At 71.2% G+C, this 23,202-nt stretch carries 22 protein-coding genes; 19 read left to right on the forward strand and 3 right to left on the reverse strand.

What is annotated here, in order from left to right; genetic code table 11:
* The first annotated feature begins 214 nt into the window (after positions 1 to 214).
* From ACFY1H_RS14685 to ACFY1H_RS14710, 6 genes are all read left to right on the forward strand, one after another.
* Entirely contained in the window at positions 215 to 1,486 is a 1,272-nt protein-coding gene (locus ACFY1H_RS14685; RefSeq protein WP_386946784.1) for a hypothetical protein, read from the forward strand.
* Entirely contained in the window at positions 1,480 to 2,115 is a 636-nt protein-coding gene (locus tag ACFY1H_RS14690; protein ID WP_386946786.1) for a DUF4129 domain-containing protein, read from the forward strand. Before ACFY1H_RS14685 ends, ACFY1H_RS14690 begins: the two co-directional genes overlap by 7 nt.
* The gene (locus ACFY1H_RS14695; RefSeq protein ID WP_366575113.1) at positions 2,112 to 3,254 is read left to right on the forward strand and encodes a DUF4350 domain-containing protein; all 1,143 of its coding nucleotides are present in this window, start codon (positions 2,112 to 2,114) and stop codon (positions 3,252 to 3,254) included. The genes ACFY1H_RS14690 and ACFY1H_RS14695 overlap by 4 nt, the downstream gene beginning before the upstream one ends.
* Positions 3,251 to 4,234 (forward strand): MoxR family ATPase, encoded by a 984-nt coding sequence (locus ACFY1H_RS14700; RefSeq protein ID WP_364059359.1) that lies wholly within the window; start codon positions 3,251 to 3,253, stop codon positions 4,232 to 4,234. The genes ACFY1H_RS14695 and ACFY1H_RS14700 overlap by 4 nt, the downstream gene beginning before the upstream one ends.
* 3 nt (positions 4,235 to 4,237) lie before the next feature.
* Complete coding sequence (locus tag ACFY1H_RS14705) at positions 4,238 to 5,530, forward strand: DUF58 domain-containing protein (RefSeq protein WP_366575109.1); 1,293 nt, start codon at positions 4,238 to 4,240, stop codon at positions 5,528 to 5,530.
* 90 nt (positions 5,531 to 5,620) lie between these two features.
* Complete coding sequence (locus tag ACFY1H_RS14710; RefSeq protein ID WP_386946789.1) at positions 5,621 to 6,400, forward strand: RICIN domain-containing protein; 780 nt, start codon at positions 5,621 to 5,623, stop codon at positions 6,398 to 6,400.
* Here ACFY1H_RS14710 and ACFY1H_RS14715 read toward each other — a convergent pair.
* Positions 6,397 to 7,401 (reverse strand): stage II sporulation protein M, encoded by a 1,005-nt coding sequence (locus ACFY1H_RS14715; protein ID WP_386946791.1) that lies wholly within the window; start codon positions 7,399 to 7,401, stop codon positions 6,397 to 6,399. The two genes, ACFY1H_RS14710 and ACFY1H_RS14715, sit on opposite strands and share 4 nt — an antisense overlap.
* 152 nt (positions 7,402 to 7,553) lie before the next feature.
* Between ACFY1H_RS14715 and ACFY1H_RS14720 the strand changes: the two genes are divergently transcribed.
* The 13 genes from ACFY1H_RS14720 to ACFY1H_RS14780 all read left to right on the forward strand — a co-directional run bounded on the left by ACFY1H_RS14720 (position 7,554) and on the right by ACFY1H_RS14780 (position 22,291).
* A complete protein-coding gene (locus ACFY1H_RS14720) occupies positions 7,554 to 8,573 on the forward strand; it encodes an RDD family protein (RefSeq protein ID WP_386946793.1) in 1,020 nt (339 codons plus the stop codon).
* A gap of 3 nt (positions 8,574 to 8,576) precedes the next feature.
* Positions 8,577 to 9,263: a DUF2207 domain-containing protein gene (locus tag ACFY1H_RS14725; RefSeq protein ID WP_386946795.1), complete on the forward strand. Its 687-nt coding sequence runs from the start codon at positions 8,577 to 8,579 to the stop codon at positions 9,261 to 9,263.
* Entirely contained in the window at positions 9,256 to 10,821 is a 1,566-nt protein-coding gene (locus ACFY1H_RS14730; protein ID WP_386946797.1) for a DUF2207 domain-containing protein, read from the forward strand. Before ACFY1H_RS14725 ends, ACFY1H_RS14730 begins: the two co-directional genes overlap by 8 nt.
* A gap of 10 nt (positions 10,822 to 10,831) precedes the next feature.
* The gene (locus tag ACFY1H_RS14735) at positions 10,832 to 12,130 is read left to right on the forward strand and encodes a M16 family metallopeptidase (protein ID WP_386946799.1); all 1,299 of its coding nucleotides are present in this window, start codon (positions 10,832 to 10,834) and stop codon (positions 12,128 to 12,130) included.
* Complete coding sequence (locus tag ACFY1H_RS14740; protein ID WP_366575095.1) at positions 12,127 to 13,503, forward strand: pitrilysin family protein; 1,377 nt, start codon at positions 12,127 to 12,129, stop codon at positions 13,501 to 13,503. The genes ACFY1H_RS14735 and ACFY1H_RS14740 overlap by 4 nt, the downstream gene beginning before the upstream one ends.
* Positions 13,500 to 14,507 carry an NAD(+) diphosphatase gene (gene nudC / locus ACFY1H_RS14745; protein WP_366575093.1) on the forward strand — a complete coding sequence of 336 codons (1,008 nt, stop codon included), beginning with the start codon at positions 13,500 to 13,502 and terminating at the stop codon, positions 14,505 to 14,507. Before ACFY1H_RS14740 ends, nudC begins: the two co-directional genes overlap by 4 nt.
* A gap of 154 nt (positions 14,508 to 14,661) precedes the next feature.
* Positions 14,662 to 15,030: a hypothetical protein gene (locus ACFY1H_RS14750; protein WP_366575091.1), complete on the forward strand. Its 369-nt coding sequence runs from the start codon at positions 14,662 to 14,664 to the stop codon at positions 15,028 to 15,030.
* A gap of 492 nt (positions 15,031 to 15,522) precedes the next feature.
* Positions 15,523 to 16,764 (forward strand): ROK family transcriptional regulator, encoded by a 1,242-nt coding sequence (locus tag ACFY1H_RS14755; protein ID WP_386946899.1) that lies wholly within the window; start codon positions 15,523 to 15,525, stop codon positions 16,762 to 16,764.
* Between the two features lie 20 nt (positions 16,765 to 16,784).
* The gene (locus ACFY1H_RS14760; protein WP_364059392.1) at positions 16,785 to 18,161 is read left to right on the forward strand and encodes an extracellular solute-binding protein; all 1,377 of its coding nucleotides are present in this window, start codon (positions 16,785 to 16,787) and stop codon (positions 18,159 to 18,161) included.
* Positions 18,158 to 19,141: a carbohydrate ABC transporter permease gene (locus ACFY1H_RS14765; protein ID WP_386946803.1), complete on the forward strand. Its 984-nt coding sequence runs from the start codon at positions 18,158 to 18,160 to the stop codon at positions 19,139 to 19,141. The genes ACFY1H_RS14760 and ACFY1H_RS14765 overlap by 4 nt, the downstream gene beginning before the upstream one ends.
* The gene (locus ACFY1H_RS14770) at positions 19,138 to 20,022 is read left to right on the forward strand and encodes a carbohydrate ABC transporter permease (RefSeq protein ID WP_366575086.1); all 885 of its coding nucleotides are present in this window, start codon (positions 19,138 to 19,140) and stop codon (positions 20,020 to 20,022) included. The genes ACFY1H_RS14765 and ACFY1H_RS14770 overlap by 4 nt, the downstream gene beginning before the upstream one ends.
* Entirely contained in the window at positions 20,019 to 21,284 is a 1,266-nt protein-coding gene (locus tag ACFY1H_RS14775; RefSeq protein WP_386946805.1) for a 6-phospho-beta-glucosidase, read from the forward strand. The genes ACFY1H_RS14770 and ACFY1H_RS14775 overlap by 4 nt, the downstream gene beginning before the upstream one ends.
* Positions 21,281 to 22,291 carry a BadF/BadG/BcrA/BcrD ATPase family protein gene (locus tag ACFY1H_RS14780; RefSeq protein ID WP_366575083.1) on the forward strand — a complete coding sequence of 337 codons (1,011 nt, stop codon included), beginning with the start codon at positions 21,281 to 21,283 and terminating at the stop codon, positions 22,289 to 22,291. Before ACFY1H_RS14775 ends, ACFY1H_RS14780 begins: the two co-directional genes overlap by 4 nt.
* A gap of 39 nt (positions 22,292 to 22,330) precedes the next feature.
* Here ACFY1H_RS14780 and ACFY1H_RS14785 read toward each other — a convergent pair whose 3' ends face one another.
* A complete protein-coding gene (locus tag ACFY1H_RS14785; RefSeq protein WP_354871544.1) occupies positions 22,331 to 22,840 on the reverse strand; it encodes an SRPBCC domain-containing protein in 510 nt (169 codons plus the stop codon).
* Positions 22,837 to 23,163: an ArsR/SmtB family transcription factor gene (locus tag ACFY1H_RS14790; protein WP_386946808.1), complete on the reverse strand. Its 327-nt coding sequence runs from the start codon at positions 23,161 to 23,163 to the stop codon at positions 22,837 to 22,839. The genes ACFY1H_RS14785 and ACFY1H_RS14790 overlap by 4 nt, the downstream gene beginning before the upstream one ends.
* Positions 23,164 to 23,202 lie beyond the last annotated feature (39 nt).

A 23,202-nucleotide genomic window follows, 5' to 3' on the forward strand; every position in this document is an offset into this window, starting at 1 on the left:
GGCGGTTGCGTCATCAGGGCAGTCCCGGAGGGTCTCGGCACGGGCCGGGCGGCCCCCGGCTTCCGTTCAGCATATCGGGGGAACGGGGGCCGTACGCAGCGCTCGTGCCGACGCCGTCACCCGACCCGGGTGTCACCCCAGGTCTGGCCCGGTTTGGGCGCCTCTGGAAGAGTGAGCGGCAGCAAGTGACGGGTCGTGAGTACGAGGGGCTTCGATGACAGACACACCCGGTTCGCCGGGGTCCGGCGCGCCCGACGACGACGCGCCCACCCCGAGCCAGGGTTTCCAGCGCCCCGAACCGACCAGCCCTGACCAGACCGGCACCTCCGCGTCCGGCACTCCTGGTTCCACCGCTCCTGGGTCCAACAGCGCGCAGCCCGAAGGCGCGCGACAGACGCCGGGCACCGACGGCGTTCCGCAGCAGCCCCAGACCCCGCAGACCCCGCCGCCCGGCTGGCAGTCGCCGGGCGGGCAGACGCCGGCGTCCGGTGGCCAGTGGCAGTCGCCCGGTCAGCAGTACGGGCAGCCGATGCCGCAGTACCCCGGCGGCGCCTACGGGCAGCAGGGCGGCTGGACTCCGCACGGCCTCGGCAAACCCGGCGTGATCTCGTTGCGCCCGCTCAACGTCGGCGACATCCTCGACGGCGCGATCACCGCCATCCGCCGCTACCCGGTGCTGATCCTGGGCACCTCGGCGGTCATCGCGGTGATCGTGGCGGGCCTGACCCTCATCGTGCAGCTGGTGGTGCAGCCCGACCTCAACCGCGTCGCGACGCTCGGCCCGGCCGCCACGCAGCAGGAAGCGCTCGACGCGATGTACAACGTGCTGGGCAGCACCGCGTTGTCGCTGATCCCGGCGCTGATCATCACGCTGCTCGGCCAGACGTTCCTCACTGGCTTCCTCACGGTCGTGATGGGCAAGGCCGTGCTCGGCCGCCCGGTCGACTTCCGCTCGGCCATGCAGGAGGTCACGCCGCGGCTGCTGCCGTTGCTGGGCCTCACGATCCTGTACGGGCTGGCCACCATGGTCGCCGCGATCTTCTGCCTGCTGCCGGCCGTGATCCCGTACGTGTTCTGGGCGCTCGCGAGCCCCGCGCTGGTGCTGGAGCGCGGCACGATCCGCCAGGCCTTCGGCCGTTCACGCACGCTCGTGTCGGGCGCGTTCTGGCGCGTGCTCGGCATCCTGCTGCTCGCCGCCGTGATCGGCTGGCTGATCACAGCGATCATCGGCATCCCGTTCGACCTGGGCTCCGGCGCGTTCTCGGGCCTGTTCGACCCGCAGGCCACGGCGCCGGTCCAGACCACCGGCGGCCTGGTGCTGAGCGCGGTGGGCTCGGTGATCGCGAGGACGATCGTCGCGCCGTTCATCGCGCTGGTCACGGTGGTCCTCTACATCGACCAGCGGATGCGCCGCGAGGGCATGGACATCGAGCTGGCGCGGGCCGCGGGCCTCAACCCGCCGCCGGCGCCGCGGCAGGCGTGGTGACGTTCCTGCTCACCGACGTCCCGGTCGACATCGACCGGGACCCGGCCCGCCTGCGAGCGATCCAGGAGCTGAGCGACCCGGCGTACGCGGCCGCGCGACCCGGGTTGCTGCAGCGGGTCGCGCAGTGGCTGGGTGAGAAGTTCAGCGAACTGCTGAACAGCCTGTCCGGGGTGCCGGGCGGGCCGTTGGGGCTGCTGCTGATCATCGGGCTCCTGATCGTGCTGATCGTGGTGGTGCGGCTGCGTGTCGGGAAGGTCGGGCGCGCGGCACAGGCGGCGCGGCAGGTCTTCTCGGGCCGTCGCCGCAGCGCCGCGGAGTACCGGAAGGCGGCCGAACAGGCTGCCGCGCAAGGACAGTTCGCCGACGCCGTGCGTGAGCGGTTCCGCGCGATCGTGCGGGGTCTCGAAGAACGGGCGCTGCTCGACTCGCGGTCCGGTCGCACGGCCGACGAAGCCGCTGCTGAAGCGGGCGCGCTGCTGCCGGACCTCGCCGCGGGGCTCGCGCTGGCCGCGCGGCACTTCGACGACGTGCACTACGGGGGCCGGCCCGGCACCGAAGCCGCGTACCTTTCCGTGACCGCGGTCGAAGACCGGGCCCGCTCCGCGCGGCCGGTGCTGGTGGGCGCGTGACGAGCACTTCGGTTTCGCCCGATCTGCGGCGCATCTGGCGCGGCGTGCGCGTTCCGCTCGCGCTCCTGCTGCTGATCGTGCTCGCCGGGCTCGTGCTCGTGCTCAGCCGCGGCGACCAGACGAGCGGCGAGCTCGAACCGGGTTCCTACGAACCGAACGGCAGCCACGCGCTTTCCCACCTGCTGCAGGAAGAAGGCGTCGACGTCCACCCCGTCCACACCATCGCCGAGGCGCTGGCGCAGGTCGACGGCGGCACGCTCGTGATCACCGCGCCGGACCGGGTGCCGGGCGACGGGCTCGTGGACCTGCGCCGCCGCGTCGCGCACCTCGTGCTGCTGGCGCCGGGTCCGGAGGCACTGTCCAAAGTGCTCCCGACGGTGAGCGCCGTCGGCAGCGGCGACGTCGCCACGCTCGACCCCGGCTGCACAGTCGGCGCGGCCGTCGGCGCGGGACCCGCCACGCTCGGCGGCACGCGCTTCCGCACCGACGACCCCGAAGCCCGCCAGTGCTACCGCGACGGCTCGGCGCCGACGTTCGTTCAGGTCGCCGACCGTTCGGGCACCGTCACGGTGCTCGGCACGGGCGCGCCGCTGACCAACGACCGTCTCGCCGACGAAGGCAACGCCGCGCTCGGCATGCGGCTGCTGGGCGACCACCAGCGGCTCGTCTGGTACGTGCCGTCGCCGGCGGATCCCGCGCTCGGCGGCGGGCAGAAGTCCTTCTACGAGCTCATCCCGCCCGGCTGGCGCTATGGCGCCTTCACGGCCGGGATCGCCGTGGTACTGCTGGCTTTGTGGCGTGCACGCCGCCTCGGCGCGGTGGTGACCGAACCGTTGCCGATCGTGGTGCGGGCGGCGGAAACGGCCGAGGGCCGCGCGCGGCTGTACCGCCGGGGCGGCGCGGCCGGGCACGCGGCGGAGACGTTGCGGGAAGCGGCCCGCGCGCGGCTGCGCACGAGGCTCGGCTTGCCGCGCGACGCCGAAGCGGCCGCGGTCGTGGAGACGGTGAGCGCGCGCACGGGCCGCAACCCGGCCGAGGTCGGCGGCGTGCTCTACGGTCCGCCCCCGGCCGACGAAGCCGGGCTGGTCCGGCTGGCGGACGAACTGGACAGCGTGGAACGAGAGGTGGAGCGGTCTTGAGTACCGAACAGACGCAGGCGCCGAATCAGGCTCAAGACGCGCGAGCGGCCCTGATCGCCCTGCGCACCGAGGTCGGCAAGGCCGTGGTCGGCAACGACGCGGCCGTCACCGGGCTCATCCTGGCGCTGCTCTGCCGCGGCCACGTGCTGCTGGAGGGCGTGCCCGGCGTCGCGAAGACGTTGCTGGTGCGGGCTCTGGCGGCGTCGCTCGACCTGAAGACCACGCGGGTGCAGTTCACGCCCGACCTGATGCCGGGCGACGTCACGGGTTCGCTCGTGTACGACGCGCACAGCGGCGAGTTCTCGTTCCGCGAAGGCCCGGTGTTCACGAATCTGCTGCTGGCCGACGAGATCAACCGCACGCCGCCGAAGACGCAGTCGTCGCTGCTGGAGGCGATGGAGGAGCGGCAGGTCTCGATCGACGGCACGCCGCGGCCGTTGCCCGATCCGTTCATGGTCATCGCGACGCAGAACCCCGTGGAGTACGAGGGCACCTACCCGCTGCCGGAGGCGCAGCTTGACCGGTTCCTGCTCAAGCTCACGATGCCGGCGCCCTCGCGTGAGGACGAGATCGGCATCCTCTGGCGTCACGCGCAGGGCTTCGACCCGCGCGACCTCGCCGCCGCGGGCCTGCGTCCCGTCGCCGGCGCCGAGCAGCTCGCGACCGCGCGCCAGGCCGTGGCGCGCGTGACGATCGGGCCCGAGGTGATCGGTTACGTCGTGGACCTGTGCCGCGCGACGCGGGAGCTGCCGGCCGTGCGCATCGGCGTTTCCCCGCGTGGCGCAACGGCTTTGCTCGCCGTCACGCGCGCGTGGGCCTGGCTCGCCGGCCGCGACTACGCGACGCCGGACGACGTGAAGGCGCTGGCCCGGCCCGCGTTGCGGCACCGGCTCGACGTGCGGCCCGAGGCCGAGCTCGAGGGCGTGACCGCCGACGGGGTCCTCGACCGGGTGCTGGCCTCCGTGCCGGTGCCGCGCTGAGCGGTGGCCCTCACCGGGCGGCTCGGGCTGCTGGCGCTGCTGGGTGCGCTGGTGGTCGGGCTGCTGTTCCCGTCCGCGACCGGCGTGCTCGGCGTCGTCGTGGTGCTGCTCGTGCTGGTGGCCGTGGACCTGCTGCTCGCCGGCAGCGTGCGTGCGCTGCGGTTTTCGCGCAGTGGCACCACTTCCGTGCGCCTCGGCGAGCCGGCCGAGGTCACGCTGACCGTCACGAACCCGGGCCGGCGCGCGGTGCGCGGGCTGCTGCGCGACGCGTGGCCGCCGAGCGCGGGCGCCGACGACCGGCACCGGATTTCCGTGCCACCGGGCGAACGACGGGTCTTCACCACCGCGATGCTGCCCACTCGCCGCGGCGACCGCGTGGCGTTCCGCGTGACCGTGCGCGCGGCAGGACCGCTCGGGCTCGCGGCGCGCCAGGGTTCGCACGAGGTGCCGTGGTCGGTGCGCGTGCTGCCGCCGTTCCACAGCCGCAAGCACCTGCCGTCCCGGCTGGCGCGGCTGCAGCAGCTCGACGGCCGCAGCGCCGTGATGATCCGCGGCCAGGGCACGGAGTTCGACTCCCTGCGCGAATACGTCGCCGGCGACGACGTCCGCTCCATCGACTGGCGCGCCACGGCCCGCGCGGCCGACGTGATGGTCCGCACCTGGCGTCCGGAACGCGACCGGCACGTGGTGCTCGTTCTCGACACGGGCCGCGTCTCCGCCGGCCGCGTCGGCGACGCACCCCGCCTCGACGCCGCCATGGACGCCGCGCTGCTGCTGGCCGCCTTGGCCTCCCGCGCCGGCGACCGCGTCGACCTGCTGGCCTACGACCGCCGCGTGCGCGCCGCCGTGCCGGGCTCGTCGGCCACGACGTTGCTGCCGTCGCTCGTGAACGCCATGGCGCCACTCGAACCGTCCCTCGTCGAGACCGACTCCCGCGGCATGGTCGCCGAAATCCTCCAGCGCACCCGCCGCCGCGCCCTGGTCGTACTCCTGACGGGCCTCGACGCGGCACCGCTGGAGGAGGGCCTGTTCCCCGTGCTCAGCTCCCTGACCTCCCGGCACCAGGTGATCGTCGCGTCCGTGGCCGACCCGCGCGTCGCCGAGATGGCCGCGGGCCGCGGCGACGCCGAAGCCGTCTACGACGCCGCCGCGGCCGAGCGCACCCTGGCCGAACGCGCCTCCGTCACCGCCCGCCTGGGCCGCCGCGGCGTCGACGTGGTGGACGCCGTGCCGGAGGACCTGCCCCCGGCGCTGGCGGACCGGTACCTGGCGCTGAAGGCCGCCGGCCGGCTGTAGGGGATCCGGCACTCGATGGAGTGGCTTCCCTTGGTGCCGCGCACTCCCTGCTGTTAAGCCGGAAGCAACTTCGGCTCCGAGGGAGTGCGCGTGCGTCGGCTGGTGTTCGTGGTGGTACTGCTGCTGTTCGTCGGATCGGGCGGGGTCGCTGAAGCGGCCGACGGTGCGCCCGTCTACCTCGCCGACGGTGGGGGCACGGTCTCCCTCGCCGCCGCCGGCGGCAAGGTGCAGCTGGCCGACGCGAAGGACCCCGGCGCGGCCTGGACGTACGACAAGGCCTCCCAGCACTACCGCAATGTCGCGAGTGGACAGTGCCTCACCGCGCAGAGCCCGGTCGACGGCGTGGGCGTGCTGCCGGCCGCGTGTGCCGACGGGGACCACCGGCAGCAGTGGCGCCGTGTCGCGGGCAACCCGGGGCTGGTGACGATCGCGAACGTCGCGACCGCGCGTTGCCTCACCGCCGAGGCGCCGACGCCGGGCGCGCGGCTGTACCAGGAAGTCTGTTCGCTGCCGGGCCTGTCCAACGCGTGGGCCGCCGGCGGCCGCACGCTCGCCATCCTGTCCGGCAACGGCCAGCACCTGGCCACGAAAGACCCCGCGAGCCCGTTCGTGGTGCGGGTGATCGGCGACAACGGCCAGCCGGCGCCCGACGTGCCCGTGACCTTCTACGTCCACGCCGCCCGCGCGCAGAACGTCCTGGTCTTCGAAGGCGGCAAGGAAACCGCGCAAGCCAAGACTGGCGCCAACGGGGAAGCCACGAGCCCCAAGCTCGTCCTCACCGACCCCGGCGAGTTCGACATCCGCTTCACCGGCAGCGCCACCCTCGACGACGGCAACTCCATCGCCTTCGAGGGCAGCTGCCTCTGCTAACCCGCCTCGGGCAGCGCGTCGCCGGTGTAGCGGCGGTCGAGGTCGCCCAGCTCGCCGTCGCGGGCGGCGCGGCGGCCGAGGGTGAAGACGTAGGTCAGGAACAGCAGCTCGACGACCGCGCCGATGCCGATGCGCACCCACGTCGGCCAGCCCGAAGGCGTCACGAAGGCTTCGATCACGCCGGACACCAGCAGCACACACGCCAGCCCCAGCGCGATCACGACCACGGACCGGCCCTGTTCGGCCAGCGCGGCGCTGCGCGAGCGGCGGCCGGGGTCGATCACGGTCCAGCCGAGCTTCAGGCCGGTGCCCGCGGCGATGAACACGGCCGTGAGCTCCAGCAGGCCGTGGGGCAGCAGCAGGCCGAGCAGCACGTCGCCGCGGCCGGCCGAGGACATCAGGCCGATGGCGATGCCCGCGTTGAGCGAGTTGAGCCACAGCGCGCTGATCACGGGCAGGCCGAGCGCGACACCCAGGAACAGGCAGGTCGCGGCCACCCAGGCGTTGTTCGTCCACACCTTCGCGGCGAACGAGCTCGCCGGCCCGGTCGAGTAGTACGTCTCGTACTGGCCGCCGGGCGCCGTCATGGCCTTGATCTCGTCGGGGGAGACCAGCGCCGAACGCACGGACTCGTCGCCCGCGATCCACACGCCGAGCACGGCCATCACGACTACTGACGCCAGCGCGGCGGGGATCCACCAGCGCCGGCTGAGGTACACCGCGGCCGGGAACCGGCGGGTGAAGAACAGCGCGACCTCGCGCCACGCCGGGCTGTGGGAGCCGGTGACGGCCGAACGCCCCCGCGCGACCAGCGTCGACAGCCGCGCCAGCAAGGCCGGGTCGGGCGCCGTCGAGCGGATGATCGACAGGTGCGTCGCCGTGCGCTGGTAGAGCGTCACGAGCTCGTCGGCCTCGGCCCCGGACAGCCTGCGCTGCCGCACGAGCTCGCCGAGCCGGGCCCACTCCGCACCGTGCGCCGCGACGAAGACGTCGACGTCCACCCGATCACCTCCTGGAACACCAGCCTAGGGCTCACCGCGCCGTGACTGTTGCCGATCCGGCCACAGTCACGGCGGAAGCGCCGCGACATACTGGCGGCGCTCGGTCGGGTATTCGCCTGCTTTCGGGCCGGACCGCCAACTAGGCTGGCCCGGTGCAGGAAGAGTCCGATCTCGTCACCGGTGAGGCCGTGGTCCTCGACCTTCGGGTGGCCAAGCTCGCCAGCCGCGGCGTCGCGATGTTGCTCGACGTGCTGGTGCAGGGCGCGCTCCTGCTGATCGTCGTGGTCACCGTGACCCTGACCTCGTCCGATCTCGACCCGGCGCTCACGATCGCGCTGCTGCTGTCGGTGTTCGTGCTGATCGTGATCGGCTACCCGGTGCTGTTCGAGACGCTGACGCGCGGCAGGTCGCTCGGCAAGATGGCGCTCGGCCTGCGCGTGGTCCGGCTCGACGGCGGCCCGATCCGCTTCCGCCACGCCCTCACCCGCGCGCTCGCCGGCTTCTTCGTCGACTTCTGGGCACTCGGGTTCCTGGGCGCGGTGGCCGTGATCGTGTCGCTGAGCTCGTCGAACGGCCGCCGCGTCGGCGACTACCTGGCGGGCACGCTCGTGATCCGCGAACGCGTGCCGCAGAGCGCGCAGGCCTACGTCGCCATGCCGCCGGGCCTCGAGGACTGGGCCGCACAGCTCGACCTCAGCCGCCTGCCCGACGACCTGGCGCTCGCCGCACGCCAGTACCTCAACCGCTTCCACGAGCTGCGCCCCGACGCCGCCCACGCGCTCGGCCAGGGCCTCGCCGACCAGACGGCCCACGCCGTGGGGGTGGCGGTGCCACACGGGATGCCGGCGTGGGTGTTCCTCTCGGCGGTGCTGGCGGAACGGCGCAACCGCGACCAGGCGCGGCTGGCGCAGCAGGTGTACGCGGGGCCGCCACCGGCGTACGCGGGGCCTCAGCCGGGCTATCAGCAGACTCAGCCGCAGCCGTTCCAGCCGCAGCCGCCTTCCCAGCAGTTTCAGCCGGTCGTCCAGCAGAGCCGGCAGCAGTTCCGGCCGACGGCCCAGCAGACCCAGTCCCAGCACTACCCACCGTCAACGGCCGAGCAGCCCCAACCGTCCCAAGAACCCCAGGCGACGGCCCCGCAGCCGGAGAACCCCTTCACCCCGCCGAGCTGACCCGTGCTCCTCGAACTCGCCACGGCGCTCGCCGGGCTCACCGCCGACGTCACCGCCACGGCTCACCCCGACGGTTCCGTCACGGTCACCGAACAGGTCACCACGGCCACCCCCGCCACCCACCGCATCGCCCTGGGCGTGGCCACGACCGACGACGAGGACCGCGTCTACACCGTCCGCGACGCCCGCCTCACCGGCTCCGGCCACCTCGACGAGAACTCCGACGGCCTCGTCGCGACCTACACCGGCCCCGCCACCCTGTCGTACACAGTGGACGGTGCCGTCGCCGACGGCGGGCAGCTGCGCTGGCAGGTCACGGGCGGCTGGGACCAGGACCTCACCCGCCTGACCACGGCGTTCAGCGCCCCCGGAATCTCCACTGTGGACTGCTACGCCGGCGCCATCGGCTCGGCGCGCCACTGCACGTTCTCCGAGCTCGGCGCCGGCGGCATCGCCCGCGTCGAGCAGGACGGCCTGCGCCCCGGCGAGCGCGTGGACCTCGCGGTCGCGATCCCGCCCGGTGTGCTGCCCGTGAACGCCCGGTTCGTCGCGGTCTCCCCGGTCGCCGAGTTCTTCAAAGGGCCGGGCATTCCGGTGCTCGCCCTCGTCCTGCTGCTGATCGCCGCCGTGCCGACGTGGCTGCACCGCCGTCGCGGCAAGAACCGCATCGAGGTGCTCAGCCGTGGTTAGCCTCCGCAGGTTCGCCGTCGTCCTGGCGATCCCGGCCCTGGTCCTCGCCGCCGCCCCGGCCCAAGCCCAGGACCTGCCCGCCCTGCCGCAAAGCGCCGAGGTCACGCTCAAACTCCAGCGCGACGGCAGCCTCTCGGTGACCGAGGCCGTCTCCGTCCCGGCCGGCACCACGATGACGCGCACCCTCCCGCTGCGCACGTCCGCCGACGCCGGCCACGACCGCGTGCTCACCGTGCGCGACCTCAGCATCGAGGGCGCCGGCAGCGCGCAGACCACGGACGACCAGATCGTCGTCGACCTGCGTGGCGGAACTTCGGTGGTGCGCTACACCGTCGTCGGCGCTGTCGGCCGCTCGCTCGGCGTCGAGCACCTGACGTGGGACCTCGCCGGCGGCTGGGACACCCGTCTGGAGCTGCTGCGCGCGACCTTCGCCGCGCCGAACCTGCCCGACGCCGTGACCTGCCTCGCGGGCCCGCCCGGCTCCGCCACCCCGTGCGGCGCCGCGCAGCTCGACCACTCCGGGCTCACGCGCGTCTCGGTGTCGAAGCTGGCGCCGGGCGACCGCGTGGAGCTCACCGCGGAGCTGCCCGCCGGTACCGTGCCCGCGACCGAGCAGCTGGTGCCCGCGAAGTCCGTGGCCGGCGCCTTCCTCGTCACCGCACCGATCCTGGCCGCGTGGCTCGCCTTGGCGGTGCTCGTCCTCGCCGGTCTCGGCACGCTGCTGGTCCTGCGCCGCCGCGACCGGGTCGCCGCGCTCCCGGTCCGCCTCGAAGCCGACGGCCAGTTCTCCTCACCCCAGGGTGTGCTGCCCGGCCACGTCGGGTTCCTGCTCACCGGCCGCACCGACGACCTCGACGTCGCCGCGACCGTGCTCGACCTCTGCGTGCGCAACTACCTGTGGGTCAGCGAAGACGGGGAAGAAGGCTGGACGCTCCACAGCCGCAACCCGCCCGACGAGTACCTCACCGCCTTCGAACGGACGGTCTACGAAACCGCCGTCCCCGGCGACTCGGCGCCGCTGGCCACCATCACGCCGGACATCGAGGACGAACTGCGCACGGCCGTCGTCCGCCGCGGCTGGCTCACCCGCCGGCCGGCCCTGCTGGCCAAGATCGCCGTCCGCCTCTGCTTCTACGGCGTCTTCCTCACTGCCCTGCTCGCCTTCACCGCCGGCTACGCGCAGCTCGGCCTGGTCGTGGTCGCCACCGGTGCCGCGCTCGGCCTTTTCACGCAGTGGCTGCCGCCGCGCACCCAAGACGGCAGCCTCCTGCGCGACCAACTCCTGGGCCTGCGCACCGAACTGGCCAACCCGGCCGAAGTCACGGAACTCATCTTCTCCCGCGCCCTCCCGTACGCCCTCGCGCTCGGCGAAACCGACCAGTGGCTCGGCACACTCGCGGCACCGGATTGTTCGCTTCAGGCGTACTGGTTCGGCGCTCCCGCCACACCTGCCCGGACCAGCGCTTTCCTGGCCGCGCTCGGCGCCGCGACGACGAGCGCGCGCCACACGCTGGGAGCGGTGCCACCAGCCGAGCCGAGGGTCGGGTCCTCTGCGTAGGGTGGGGGGCATGGCCGATCCCGAGCTCGTCCGTTTCACTATTGACAACGGTCTGCGCGTGGTGCTCGCCCCGGACCCGACCGCGCCTGTTGTCGGGGTCAGCGTGCACTACGACGTGGGCTTCCGTTCCGAGCCGGAGGGGTTGACGGGTTTCGCGCACCTCTTCGAGCACTTGATGTTCCAGGGCAGTGAAAGCCTGGAGAAGCTGGCCCACTTCCGCCACGTGCAGTCGAGCGGCGGGACCTTCAACGGGTCCACCCACCCCGACTACACCGACTACTACGAGGTGCTGCCGTCCGCGGCCCTCGAGCGCGCGCTGTTCCTCGAAGCCGACCGCATGCGCGCCCCGAAGCTGACGGCGGAGAACCTGGCGAACCAGATCGAGGTCGTCAAGGAGGAGATCCGCCTTAACGTGCGCAACCGTCCGTACGGCGGGTTCCCCTGGATCCTCCTGCCGCCGGTGCTGTACTCGACGTTCGCCAACGCCCACGACGGCTACGGCGCGTTCGAGGACCTCGAAGGCGCGACACTGGACGACTGCGCCGCCTTCTTCGACACCTACTACTCGCCGGCCAACGCGGTGCTCACCGTCGCCGGCGACTTCGAGGTGGAGAACGCCAAGGCGCTCATCCAGAAGCACTTCGGCGACGTGCCGCACCGGCCCGCGCCGGTCCGCCCGTCGTTCGCCGAGCCGCTGCCCACCACGGAGCTGCACGGCGAGCACGAGGACGCGCACGCGCCGCTGCCCGCGATCGCCGTGGGCTACCGCATGCCCGACCCGATCAACGACCTCGACGGTTACCTCGCGTACCTCGTGCTGGCCGGCGTTCTCACCGACGGTGACGGCTCCCGCCTGCAGCAGCGCCTGGTGCACCGCGAGCCGCTGGTGGTCGACATCGGTGCCGGTGCCGGGCTGTTCGGCCCGTTCGAGGCGCGCGACCCCGACACGTTCACGATCACCGCGATCCACCCGCCGGACGTGGAGCGCGAGCGCGTGCTGGCCGCCCTCGACGAGGTGCTGGACGAGCTCGCGACGACGCCGCCGGACGAGCAAGAGCTCAAGAAGGTGACCGCGCGCTGGGCCGCGAGCCTGCACTCGGAACACGACCGGCTGGTGTCGCGCACGCTGGCGCTGGGTGCGTTCGAGCTGCTCTACGGCGACGCGTCGCTGGTGCACCGGCTCGCTGACCGCATGTCGGCGGTCACCGGCGAAGCCGTGTCGGCCGCGGCGAAGGCGCTGCGCCCCGACGCGCGCGCCGTGCTCGTCGTGAAGCCCGCCGCCAACACCGAAGGGATCGAAGAGCAGTGACTTCGGCAACGCATCGCAGCGCGCAGGAGATCGGCCGCACGTCGACCGGTCCGCGCCCGCTGCCCCCGCTGGGCGAGCAGCGCGCCGCCACCGACCTGTCCCACGTGGACACCACGCTGAGCAACGGCCTGCGCGTGCTGGCCGTGCGCAAGGCTTCGGTGCCGCTGGTGGAGGTGCGGCTGTGGATCCCGTTCGCGGGTGAGGACGCGCTGCACCCGGCCACCGCGGAGGTGCTGGCCGAGACGCTGCTCACCGGCACGGCGAAGCGCGACCGCGTGGAGATCGACGCCGAGCTGGCGCTGATCGGCGGCGACCTCGGCGCCGGCGTGGACCCGGAACGCCTGTACCTCAACGGTTCCGCGCTCTCCGATGGCCTGCCGACGCTGCTGGACGTGCTCGGCGACGTGCTCACCGGCGCCACCTACGGCGAGCCCGAGGTGACCCGCGAACGCGAGCGGCTGATCGAGCGCATCGCGGTGTCGCGCACGCAGCCGCGCACGATCGCGCGGGAAGCGTTGCAGAAGCAGCGCTACGGGGATCACCCCGTCACGCGTGAGGTCCCGCAGGCCGACGATGTGGCCGTCGTGACGCCGGAGCAGGTGCGGGCGCTGCACGCGGCTTCGGTGCTGCCGCGTGGTTCCGTGCTGGTCATCGTGGGCGACATCGACCCCGACGCCGTGCCGGCCGAGCTCGAACGCGCACTCGGTGGCTGGGCCTCGGACCGCTCGGCTCTCGTGCTGCCGCCGCTGCCGGAGCTGACCGGCGGCAACGTGCTGCTGGTGCCGCGCGCCGGCGCCGTGCAGTCGCAGATCCGGCTTTCGGCGCAGACGGTGGCGCGCACGCACCCGGCGTACCCGGCGCTGCAGATGGCGAACCTGGCGTTCGGCGGGTACTTCTCCTCGCGTCTGGTCGAGAACATCCGTGAGGACAAGGGTTACACCTACGGCGCCCACTCCGGCTTCGAGTTCACCGGCGACAACGCGGTGGTGAACGTCGACGCCGACACGGCCAACGAGGTCACCGCCGCCGCGCTGCTCGAAACGCGCTACGAGCTGGCGCGCCTCGGGCTCGTGCCGCCGACGGCCGAGGAGGTGGAGTCGGTGCGCCAGTACGCGATCGGCTCGCTGCTCACCTCGACGTCGTCGCAGTCGGGCCTCGCCGGGCAGCTGATGGCGCTGGCGACCACGGGCCTCGGCGTCGAATGGCTGCAGGAGCACCCGGCGCGGCTCGCGGCCGTGACGGGGGAGCAGGTGGCCGAGGCGGCGCTGGAGTACTTCGCGCCCAAGCGGTTCACGGGCGTGGTGGTCGGCGACGCGGAGCTGCTCGCGCCGAAGCTGACCGCGCTGGGCGACGTGACGGTGGGTTCGGAGTGACCGTCCCTTTCGAACTGGCGGCACTGCCGACCCTGTCGCGGTCCACTGTGGACCGTCAGGAGACGTTGCGCACCAACCCGGAACGCCTGATCTCGAAGTGGTCCGAAGCCCGCGTGGTGCTGCTCGACGACACCGGCCGCACGCCGGTCGTCGAGGGCAGCTCTTCGCTGGCCGCTCGCAAGGCGGTTGATTTCGGCACGGAACCCCCGGCCGACGCGGTGTTCCTCGGCGAGTGGGAGGACACCGACTACTGGTCCCTGCCCGGCCGCCCCGAGGGTGACGCGGAAACCGTGCAGATGGCCGGCAGCTGGGGCGTCGTCGAAGAGGTGCCCCGGGTCGACGGCGAGATCTGGGTCGAGCTGCGCGGCTACGGCGACCAGCTGGACGACACGTCGGCCGGCCTGTTCACCACCGCGCAGGCCCTGCGCCACTGGCGGCGCCAGTCCCGCTTCTGCACCCGCGACGGCTCGCCCACGAACCTGATCCAGTTCGGCTGGGCCAGCAAGTGCGAGGCCAAGGGCCACGAGGAGTACCCGCGCACCGACCCGGCCGTGATCTGCCTCGTGCACGACCAGGACGGCGTCAACGGCTCCCACGTACTGCTCGCCCGCCAGCCGGTGTGGCCTGCCGGCCGCTACTCGGTGCTCGCCGGCTTCGTGGAGGCCGGCGAGTCCCTGGAGGGCTGCGTCTCACGGGAAATCCGCGAGGAGGTGGGCGCGGAGGTGTCGGACATCCGCTACCTGGGCAGCCAGCCCTGGCCCTTCCCCCGCTCGATCATGCTGGGCTTCACCGCCCGCGCCGACCGCTCCGCCCCACTGGTCCCCGCCGACGGCGAAATCGAGGAGGCCCTCTGGGTCTCCCGCGCCGAGGTCCGCGCCGCCTTCCACAACAGCGGCACGAACACCCCGACCCCCATCGCGGGCGGCGCTTCGGAGATCATCCTGCCCGGCAACTCGTCGATCGCCCGCGTGATGCTGAAAGCGTGGGCAGACGCGGAGGAGTGAGCTTCGGCTTGTCCGTGACAGGGCCCTTCCCGGCTTGAGCCGGGGAGGGCCTTTGTCGTTCGCCGTTGGGTGTTTCGCTGTCCCCGGTTTCCGGGACGGACGGCGCCCGGCGAGCCTCCGCCGACCGCGCTCTCCCGGTGCCAGCATGGGGCTCATGGACACCGTCGCCGTCCCGCGGAGCGTCGTCAGTGCGCTGAAGCAAGCCAGCGTCACCGGAACAGCCACCGTGCTGATCGACCGATTCCGCACCACCGCCCGGGACGAGGTCGCCCGCCCGCCGGCCGCGTTCGGTGAGGTCCTGGCGTGGCTGTGGCAGACCGATGCCGATGCCGCCGTGATCCACATCGCCGAGCTGATGAAGCAACTGCGCGAAAACCATCCGCTCGCCCACGTCGTGACGCCGCCCGTCGGATTCGCTGAGCTCCTCGACGGCGTGCGCGAGTGCTTGCCTGCCGAATTCACCCAGGCCGACCTGCTGATCTCCTACACCCGCACCACGCTGGGCGACTTCTACGGCGGTTGATCGCCCCCCGGCTTCGCACCGCACCCGAGGCCGACCCCCGTGGGCCGGTCGTGCCGGCGGGCTCGGAAGTCGAAACTGGGCAAGCGGTTCGGCGGGTAGGGATCAGCTATCAGACGGCGAAACCGTGGCAGGGGCGGTGGTCGAGCGCGCTGGCCGGTTCGGGATGCTGCCGCGTCTGGTCGACGGTTACGCACCTGGCTTGGTCCGTGACACCGGGGCCGCCGAGCTCGGGCCCCGCCTGCTGCTCGCCGCCTAGCGCAACTGTTGCAAACACCGCAACCGCTGCGGCCCCTCACCGGATACTTGCGACCGCACACGCTGAGCACTCACCGCATCACCCACCGCTGCGCCCGAAACCTCCCCGACTCGAAGTGTTACCCGCTCGTTCCGGATGACCATTGACGCGGTGTGGCCCCGCTCACTACAGTCGCCCGAAACCGTCTGTAAAGTATCCTAATTAAGGGGCCACGAGTGCGCGCCGGAAGTCCGCGGATGTTGCGCGAGATCAACGATCGCGCGGCGATCGAGGCGTTGTTGCGGGGCGGGCCGCTTACGAGGGCGGAGCTCGAGGTCGTGATCGGGCTGTCGAAGCCGGCCACGGCGCAGCTGTTGACGCGGCTGGAGCAGGACAACCTCGTGGGCAAAGCCGGCGAACGCGCGGGTGGCGGGCGCGGGCCGCGGGCGCAGCTGTGGGCCGTCAACGGCAGTCTCGCCCACGTCGCGGCCGTGGACCTCACGCCGCACGTGGCCGATTTCGTGATCGCGGACGTCGCGGGGACCGTCCAGGCCGAGTACCAGGTCGAGCTGCCCGTGCACGAAGGCGCCGACGTGATCGGCACGTTCGGCAAAGCGCTCAAGCACGTCACCCGAAAAGCGGGCAAGAGCCTCGACGACCTGGCCAACGTCGTGATCGGCGCCCAGGGCGCGTTCGATCCGCGCACGGGCCTGCTCTCCTCCGCGCCGCACATCCCCGGCTGGCTCGGGTTCGACGTGCCCCGGAAACTCAGCGAAGAGCTCGGCATCGCCGTCACCATCGAGAACGACGTGAACCTGGTGGCCGTCGAGGAGATGACGGTCGGGAAAGCCCAGGACGTCGACGACTTCGTGATGGTCTGGCTTTCCGAAGGCGTCGGTGGCGCCGTGGTCATCGGCCGGCGGTTGCTGCGCGGCGCGACCGGCGGTGGCGGCGAGATCGACTGGATGCGCGTGCCCGATCCGGCCACTGTGGACACCGGCGACCGCTGGCCCGAGGCCGGCGCGCGCTTCGGCAACCTCGTCGACTCGCCCGCCATCGCCAGGCTCGCCCACGCTCACGGCCTGGCCGCGAAAACCGGCCCCGAAGCCGTCGAACAGGCGACAATCCAGAGCCACCACCGCTTTCTCGACGATCTGGCCCGCCGCGTCGCCGGCGGCCTCGCGAGCCTCGTCGCCGTGGCCGACCCGCAGCTCATCCTGCTTTCCGGCGACACGAGCCGGGCCGGCGGTGAGGAGTTCGCCGCGAGAGTCGCGACCAAGCTCCACGAACTGGTCCTGCCCCGCACCCCCGTCGCACTCGCTTCGGTGCAGGGCAACGCGGTGCGCGCGGGCGCGTTGCAGTCCGCGCTCGCCACCGCCCGTGAAGACGTCTTCGGCGTCGTCACCCCCACGCTCCGCGGGCCGAGCCGACCCGCAGAGGACACAGCGGGAGCGCCGCGCACGGCATTCCCGAGCTCTGCCCCGTCCCCGACCGAGTAACCACCATGAGGAGGAGGGTCATGGCCCCCACGACCCGCATCCGGAGGATCGCGCGAAGGCGTGGTTCTCTGCTGCTGTCCGCCGCGGCCGCCGCCACGCTGCTGGCGACCGCCGCGTGCGGCGCGGCCGCGCCGAGCGGCTCGGGCGACGCCGCCGCGCCGCCGAACAAGGACGACAAGCTCACCCTCACCGTGTACAGCAAGTTCACCGACCGCGAGTACGGCGTGGTCACGGCCGCGTTGAACAAGCTGAAGGCCAAGTACCCCAACATCACCATCAACCACGAGGGCAACCAGGACGACGACAAGCTCACGCAGTCGATACGCGGCGGCAACCCGCCCGACGTGGCCATCTCCTTCTACACCGACAACCTCGGCGCGTGGTGCTCCACCGGCAGCTTCCAGGACCTCAAGCCGTACCTGGACCGCGACAAGATCGACGTGAACCAGATCCCGCAGGCGGTGCGCGACTACACGTCGTACCAGGGCAAGCGCTGCGCCATGCCGATGCTCGCCGACGTCTACGGCCTGTACTACAACAAGGACATGTTCGCGGCGCACGGCATCTCCTCGCCGCCCAAGACCACGACCGAGCTGTTCGAGGACGCGAAGAAGCTCACCGAGTTCAACGCCGACGGCTCGATCAAGACGATGGGCTTCATCCCGTCGATGCCGTTCTACGCCAACCAGGCGCAGTACTGGGCCCCGAACTTCGGCGCGCAGTTCATCGGCCCGGACGGCAAGTCGTCGATCTCGTCCAGCCCCGGCTGGAAGGCGATGTTCGAGTTCCAGAAGAAGCTCATCGACTTCTACGGCGGCCACGACAAGGTCGAGAAGTTCAAGGCCGGCCTCGGCGACGAGTACTCCGCCGACAACGGCTTCCAGAAGGGCAAGCTGGCGATGATGTACGACGGTGAGTTCCGCACCGCGTTCATCAAGGACCAGACCCCGACGCTGAACTACGCCACCGCGCCCGCGCCGGTGCTCGACAGCATGGCCGACCACTACGGCGCCGGCTTCGCCACCGGCACGATCATCGCGATCCCCAAGGGTGCCAAGAACCCCGGCGCCGCGTGGGAGCTGATCAAGCAGGTCACGCTCGACACCGACACGCTCGTGGACATGGCCAACGGCCTCAAGAACGTGCCCAGCACCACGGCTTCGCTGTCCTCGCCGAAGCTCGACGCTCCGCCGCAGTTCAAGACGTTCCTCGACATCTACGGCAGCGGCAAGCTGGTCGCCAACCCGTCGACGCCGATCGGCGACGCCTTCCTCAAGGCGGTCAACGACTTCGCCGAGAAGTGGCAGGCCGGTTCGGTACCGGACCTCGACGCCGGCCTCAAGCAGGTCGACGCCCAGGTCAACGACGAGCTGGCGCAGAAGGGCGCCGGCGGATGACCTCCGTCCTAGAAGCCAAGACCCCGTCCGCACCCGCCAAGGTGCGGGCGGGGTCGGCCCGGGCCAAGCGCCGTCGCACGGTGTTCTACTTCATGGCGCCGGCGACGCTGGGGTTCCTGATCTTCTTCGGGTACCCGCTCATCGCCACGATCTACTACTCCTTCACCCGCTACGACCTGATCAATCCTCCACAGTGGATCGGGTTCGACAACTACGTGCGCATGTTCACCAGCGAGCCGCTGGTGAAGACGGCCGCGTACAACACGTTGTGGCTCGTGATCATCCTGACCATCTGCCGGGTGCTGTTCTCACTCGGCGTCGCGTCGGTGATCTCGCGGCTGAAGTCGGGCGTCGGCCTGGTGCGCACGTTGTGCTACCTGCCCGCGCTCGCGCCGCCGGCCGCGGCGACGCTCGCGTTCGTCTTCGTGTTCAACCCGCAGTTCGGCCCGGTGAACCGGTTCCTGCACCTCGTGGGCATCGACGGCGGGCTGTGGTTCAACAGCCCCGTGATGTCGAAGCCCTCGCTCACCCTGCTGGCGCTGTGGGGTTCCGGCGAGCTGATGATCATCATCCTGGCCGCGCTGCTCGACGTGCCGGCCGAGCAGTACGAAGCGGCCGAACTCGACGGCGCCGGTCCGGTCCGCCGGTTCTGGCACGTGACGCTGCCCTCGATCTCGCCGGTGCTGCTGTTCGGCGTGGTCAACTCGATGATCTACGCGCTGCAGTTCTTCACCCAAGCGATCGTGGCCGCGTCCGCCTCGGCGGGCACAGCCGACGTCGCCGGGAACTCGAAGCTGATCGGCGCACCCGAGAACTCGACGCTGACGTATCCGATCTGGCTGTACGTGCAGGGTTTCCGCTACTTCAACATGGGTTACGCGGCGGCGATGGCCGTGCTGCTGTTCATCGTGTCCGCGGCGTTCACGTGGGTGCTGGTTCGGCAGCTGCGTAAATCCCAGCACCAGGAGGAGGGCGCATGACCACCATTTCGGCCCCAGCACCCGCACCGGCGCCGCCCCGCGTCCAGTTCAAGCGTCGTTGGGACAAGCGGCTGGGCTTCATCGCGACGCACGCCATCGGCATCGCGCTCGGTGTGATCTTCGTGCTGCCGCTGCTGTTCGTGTTCCTCACCGCGGTGATGAAGAGCGACCAGGCGATGACGTCGAGCCTGTGGCCCACGGAATGGCACTTCGAGAACTTCGTCGAAGTGTTCAAGAAAGCACCGCTGCTGGAGTACTTCGGCAACAGCCTGCTCTACTCGTCTCTCGCGACGATCGGCGCGCTCGTGTCCGCCATCCCGGCGGCGTACGGCCTCGCGAAGCTCAAGTGGCGCGGCCAGAACTTGTTCTTCATGCTCACGGTGGCCGCGATGATGCTGCCTCCGCAGGTCACGGTCGTGCCGCTGTACGACCTGTGGGTGCGGATGGGTCTCACGGGCACTCTCGTTCCGCTGATCGTGCCGTACTTCTTCTTCGACGCGTTCTCGATCTTCCTGCTGCGCCAGTTTTTCCTTACCATCCCCAAGGATTACCTGGAAGCGGCGAAGATCGACGGCTGCAACGAGTTTCGCGCGATGACCCGGGTGCTGCTGCCGATGGCCCGCCCCGGGATCGCGGCCACCGCGATGTTCTGTTTCCTGTTCACCTGGAACGACTACTTCGGACCGCTGCTCTACACCGGCGAGAACCAGGACAACTGGCCGCTTTCGCTGGCCATCGCCTCGTTCCGCGGCATGCACCACGTGGAGTGGAACCTCACGATGGCCGCGACCGCGCTGATCATGGCGCCGGTGATCGTGCTGTTCGTGTTCGCGCAGAAGTCGTTCGTCAAGGGCATCACGTTCACGGGAGTCAAGGGATGAAGCTGGCAGTCGTCGGTGGCGGGTCCACCTACACGCCGGAGCTGGTCGACGGCATCGCGGGCCGCAGGTCCACTTTGGACGTCGACGAGATCGTGCTGATCGACCCGGACGCCTACCGCGTGGAGACCGTCGGCGGGTTCAGCCAGCGGCTGCTCGACCACGCCGGGCACCCGGCGCGGGTGCGCACCACCGCGAACCTGGAGGAAGGCGTCGAGGGCGCTTCGGCCGTGCTCATCCAGCTGCGGGTGGGCGGGCAGAAGGCGCGGGCGTCGGACGAGACGTTCCCGCACGCGTGCGGCTGCGTCGGCCAGGAGACCACGGGCGCGGGCGGCCTCGCCAAGGCCCTGCGCACGGTGCCGGTGGTGCTCGACATCGCCGAACGCGTGCGCAAGGTCGCGGGTGACGACACGTGGATCGTGAACTTCACGAACCCGGTCGGCATCGTCACGCGGGCGCTGCTGCAGGAGGGCCACCGCGCGGTGGGGCTGTGCAACGTCGCGATCAACCTGCAGCGGAAGTTCGCCAAGCTGCTGGGCGCGTCGACCGACGACGTGCGGCTCGTCCACACGGGACTCAACCACCTGAGCTGGGAACGCGGCGTGCTCGTCGACGGTGTCGACCGGCTGCCCGAGCTGCTGGACCAGCACGCGGAGTTCCTGGGTGAGGAGGTGACCGCGCCCGTCGAGTGGATGCGCCGGATGAACGCCGTGCCGTCGTACTACCTGAAGTACTACTACTCGCACGACGCGCAGGTGGCCAAGCAGCTCACCGAGCGACCGCGCGCCGAGGTGGTGAGCGACGTCGAGGAAGAGCTGCTGAAGATCTACCTCGACCCGGAGCAGGTCACCAAGCCAGACTCGCTGGAGAAGCGCGGCGGTGCGTACTACTCGGAGGCCGCCGTGCAGCTCGTGCACGCGCTGACGGCGGGCGGGCCGGCCGAGGAGCACGTGGTGAACGTGCGCAACGACGGCACGTTCTCCTTCCTGCCCGACGACGCCGTGATCGAGGTCTCGTCCACTGTGGATTCCGAGGGTGCCCGCGCGATTCCCCAGCCGACGGTGGAGCCGCGCTTCGCCGGCCTCATCGCCGCGGTGACGGCGTATGAGAACCTCGCGCTCGAAGCCGCCGTGAAGGGCGGACGCGACCGCGTGGCCGACGCGCTGCTGGCCCACCCGCTCATCGGCCAGTACACGAAGGCCGACCAGCTGGCCGACTCCCTCGTGTCGATCAACCGCGATTTCCTGCCGTGGGCGCGCGGATGAGCGAAGCCGGACCCGCGGTCGTCGCGATCGACGGGGGGAACAGCAAGACCGAGGTGCTCGTGGTGTCGCGCGAAGGCGTCGTGCTCGCCGAATCGCGCGGCCCGGGCGCCTCACCGCAGAACATCGGCGTCGACGGCTGCGTCGCGGCGTTGGAGACGTTGGTGCTGTCGGCCTTGACGTCGGCGGGTTTGCAGACGGCGCGGCCGTTCGGCGTGCACACGTCGGCTTACCTCGCGGGCCTGGATTTCCCGCGTGAGGAAGCGGCGCTGCACGCCGCGTTGTTCGCGCGCGGCTGGAGCTCCACCCTGCACGTGGGCAACGATGTGCTCGCCCTGCTGCGTGCGGGCAGCTCCGACGGCACCGGCGTGGCCGTGGTGTGCGGCGCCGGGATCAACGGCGCCGGCGTCGGCCCGGACGGGCGCGTGCACCGCTTTCCCGCGCTGGGCAAGATCTCCGGTGACTGGGGCGGCGGGTACCGCCTCGGTGAGGAAGCCTTGTGGTGGGCCGTGCGCGCGGAGGACGGCCGCGGGCCGTCCACGGCATTGCAGGCGGCGGTGTCGGGCTTCTTCGGTGTTTCGCGGGTGTTCGACGTGGTGCAGGGCCTGCACTTCAAGGAGATCGACTCCGCCCGGATCCACGGCCTGTGCCCGCTGCTGTTCGACGTCGCCGCCGACGGCGACGAGGTCGCGCAGCAGGTCGTGACGCGGTTCGTGGAGGAGGTCAGCGTGTTCGCCGCCGTGATCCTGCGGCGGCTCGACCTGACCCAGTCGGCGCCGGAGGTCGTGCTCGGCGGGGGAGTGCTGACGGGCGTCGGCCCGTCGGTGATCTCGGAGATCGAGCGGCGCTGCCTGAAGGTGGCTCCGCGGGCGGTGGTGCGCGTGGTCGACGTGAACCCGGTCGTCGGCGCGGCCCTGTTCGGCCTCGACGAGCTGGGTGCCTCCCCGGCGGCCAAGGCCGCCCTCAAGGCGGCCACTCAACGCGCCCCAATGTGGCGTTCGGTGCGTTGAGCGCAACGAACGCCGCATTGGGGCGCTGGGGGCCGGGCCTCAGCCGACGATGTTCTTCCCGGTCTCCAGCACGGACTTGAGGTCGGACAGTACCCAGGCCCAGCCGCCACCGGCGTTCTCGCCCGGACCGGCGTCGACGTTCTCCATCGCCCCCGACACGAGCGCCGCGTGTCCGGGCGCGCCCGTGACGTCGTGGGTCACGGTCAGTCTGGTGCCGGCGGTCTTGGTTTCCTCGATGTCGTAGGTGAGCGTGGTGTAGGGCTCCGCGACGAGGCTCGGGTCCATCAGCAGCTTCCACGTGATCACGAGCTTGCGCGGCGGGTCGGACTCGAGCACCTCGCCGTCCAGCAGGTCACTCGTGAAGCCCGCGTCGATGAACTCCTGCGTCGGCTTGGTGCGGTGCTTGCCGCCCGTCTTGAGGTCGAACTCGGCCAGCCCGGAGTACCCGTACTTCTGCGTCCACTCCGGCTTGGTGATCGCGTCCCAGATCGCCTGCGGCGTCGCCTTGATGTACACGCGGTTGACCTGCACGGTCTTGGTCTCGGTCATTTCGGTGGCTCCCTCTCCAGATCGGTCTTGAGCTCCATCAGCGCCGACACGTGGCGCTCGGTGTACTTGTCGATCCACCGGTCGTGGATCTCCCGGATCGGCACGGGGTTGAGAAAGTGGAGCTTCTCCCGCCCCTCCTTGCGCGTGACGACGAGACCGGCTTCCTCGAGCAGCTTGAGGTGCTTCATCACCCCGAACCGCGTCATGTCCACTTCGGACTCCAGCTCGGTGAGCGTGCGGCCGTCACGCTCGAACAGCCGGTCCAGCAGGCCCCGGCGGGTCGGATCCGCCAGCGCCTTGAACACCAGGTCATCGTCAGGCACTCGCCGAGAATAGGTGACCAAAAGGTCACATGTCAACCC

Source organism: Amycolatopsis sp. NPDC001319 (assembly GCF_042896185.1).
Classification (GTDB): domain Bacteria; phylum Actinomycetota; class Actinomycetes; order Mycobacteriales; family Pseudonocardiaceae; genus Amycolatopsis.

Coding starts and splice junctions, on each gene's coding strand:
- ACFY1H_RS14735 (WP_386946799.1), top strand. CDS start 10,832: ATGGCCGATCCCGAGCTCGTCCGTTTCACTATTGACAACGGTCTGCGC.
- ACFY1H_RS14755 (WP_386946899.1), top strand. CDS start 15,523: ATGTTGCGCGAGATCAACGATCGCGCGGCGATCGAGGCGTTGTTGCGG.
- ACFY1H_RS14780 (WP_366575083.1), top strand. CDS start 21,281: ATGAGCGAAGCCGGACCCGCGGTCGTCGCGATCGACGGGGGGAACAGC.
- ACFY1H_RS14770 (WP_366575086.1), top strand. CDS start 19,138: ATGACCACCATTTCGGCCCCAGCACCCGCACCGGCGCCGCCCCGCGTC.
- ACFY1H_RS14750 (WP_366575091.1), top strand. CDS start 14,662: ATGGACACCGTCGCCGTCCCGCGGAGCGTCGTCAGTGCGCTGAAGCAA.
- ACFY1H_RS14760 (WP_364059392.1), top strand. CDS start 16,785: ATGGCCCCCACGACCCGCATCCGGAGGATCGCGCGAAGGCGTGGTTCT.
- ACFY1H_RS14685 (WP_386946784.1), top strand. CDS start 215: ATGACAGACACACCCGGTTCGCCGGGGTCCGGCGCGCCCGACGACGAC.
- ACFY1H_RS14765 (WP_386946803.1), top strand. CDS start 18,158: ATGACCTCCGTCCTAGAAGCCAAGACCCCGTCCGCACCCGCCAAGGTG.
- ACFY1H_RS14785 (WP_354871544.1), bottom strand. CDS start 22,840: ATGACCGAGACCAAGACCGTGCAGGTCAACCGCGTGTACATCAAGGCG.
- ACFY1H_RS14775 (WP_386946805.1), top strand. CDS start 20,019: ATGAAGCTGGCAGTCGTCGGTGGCGGGTCCACCTACACGCCGGAGCTG.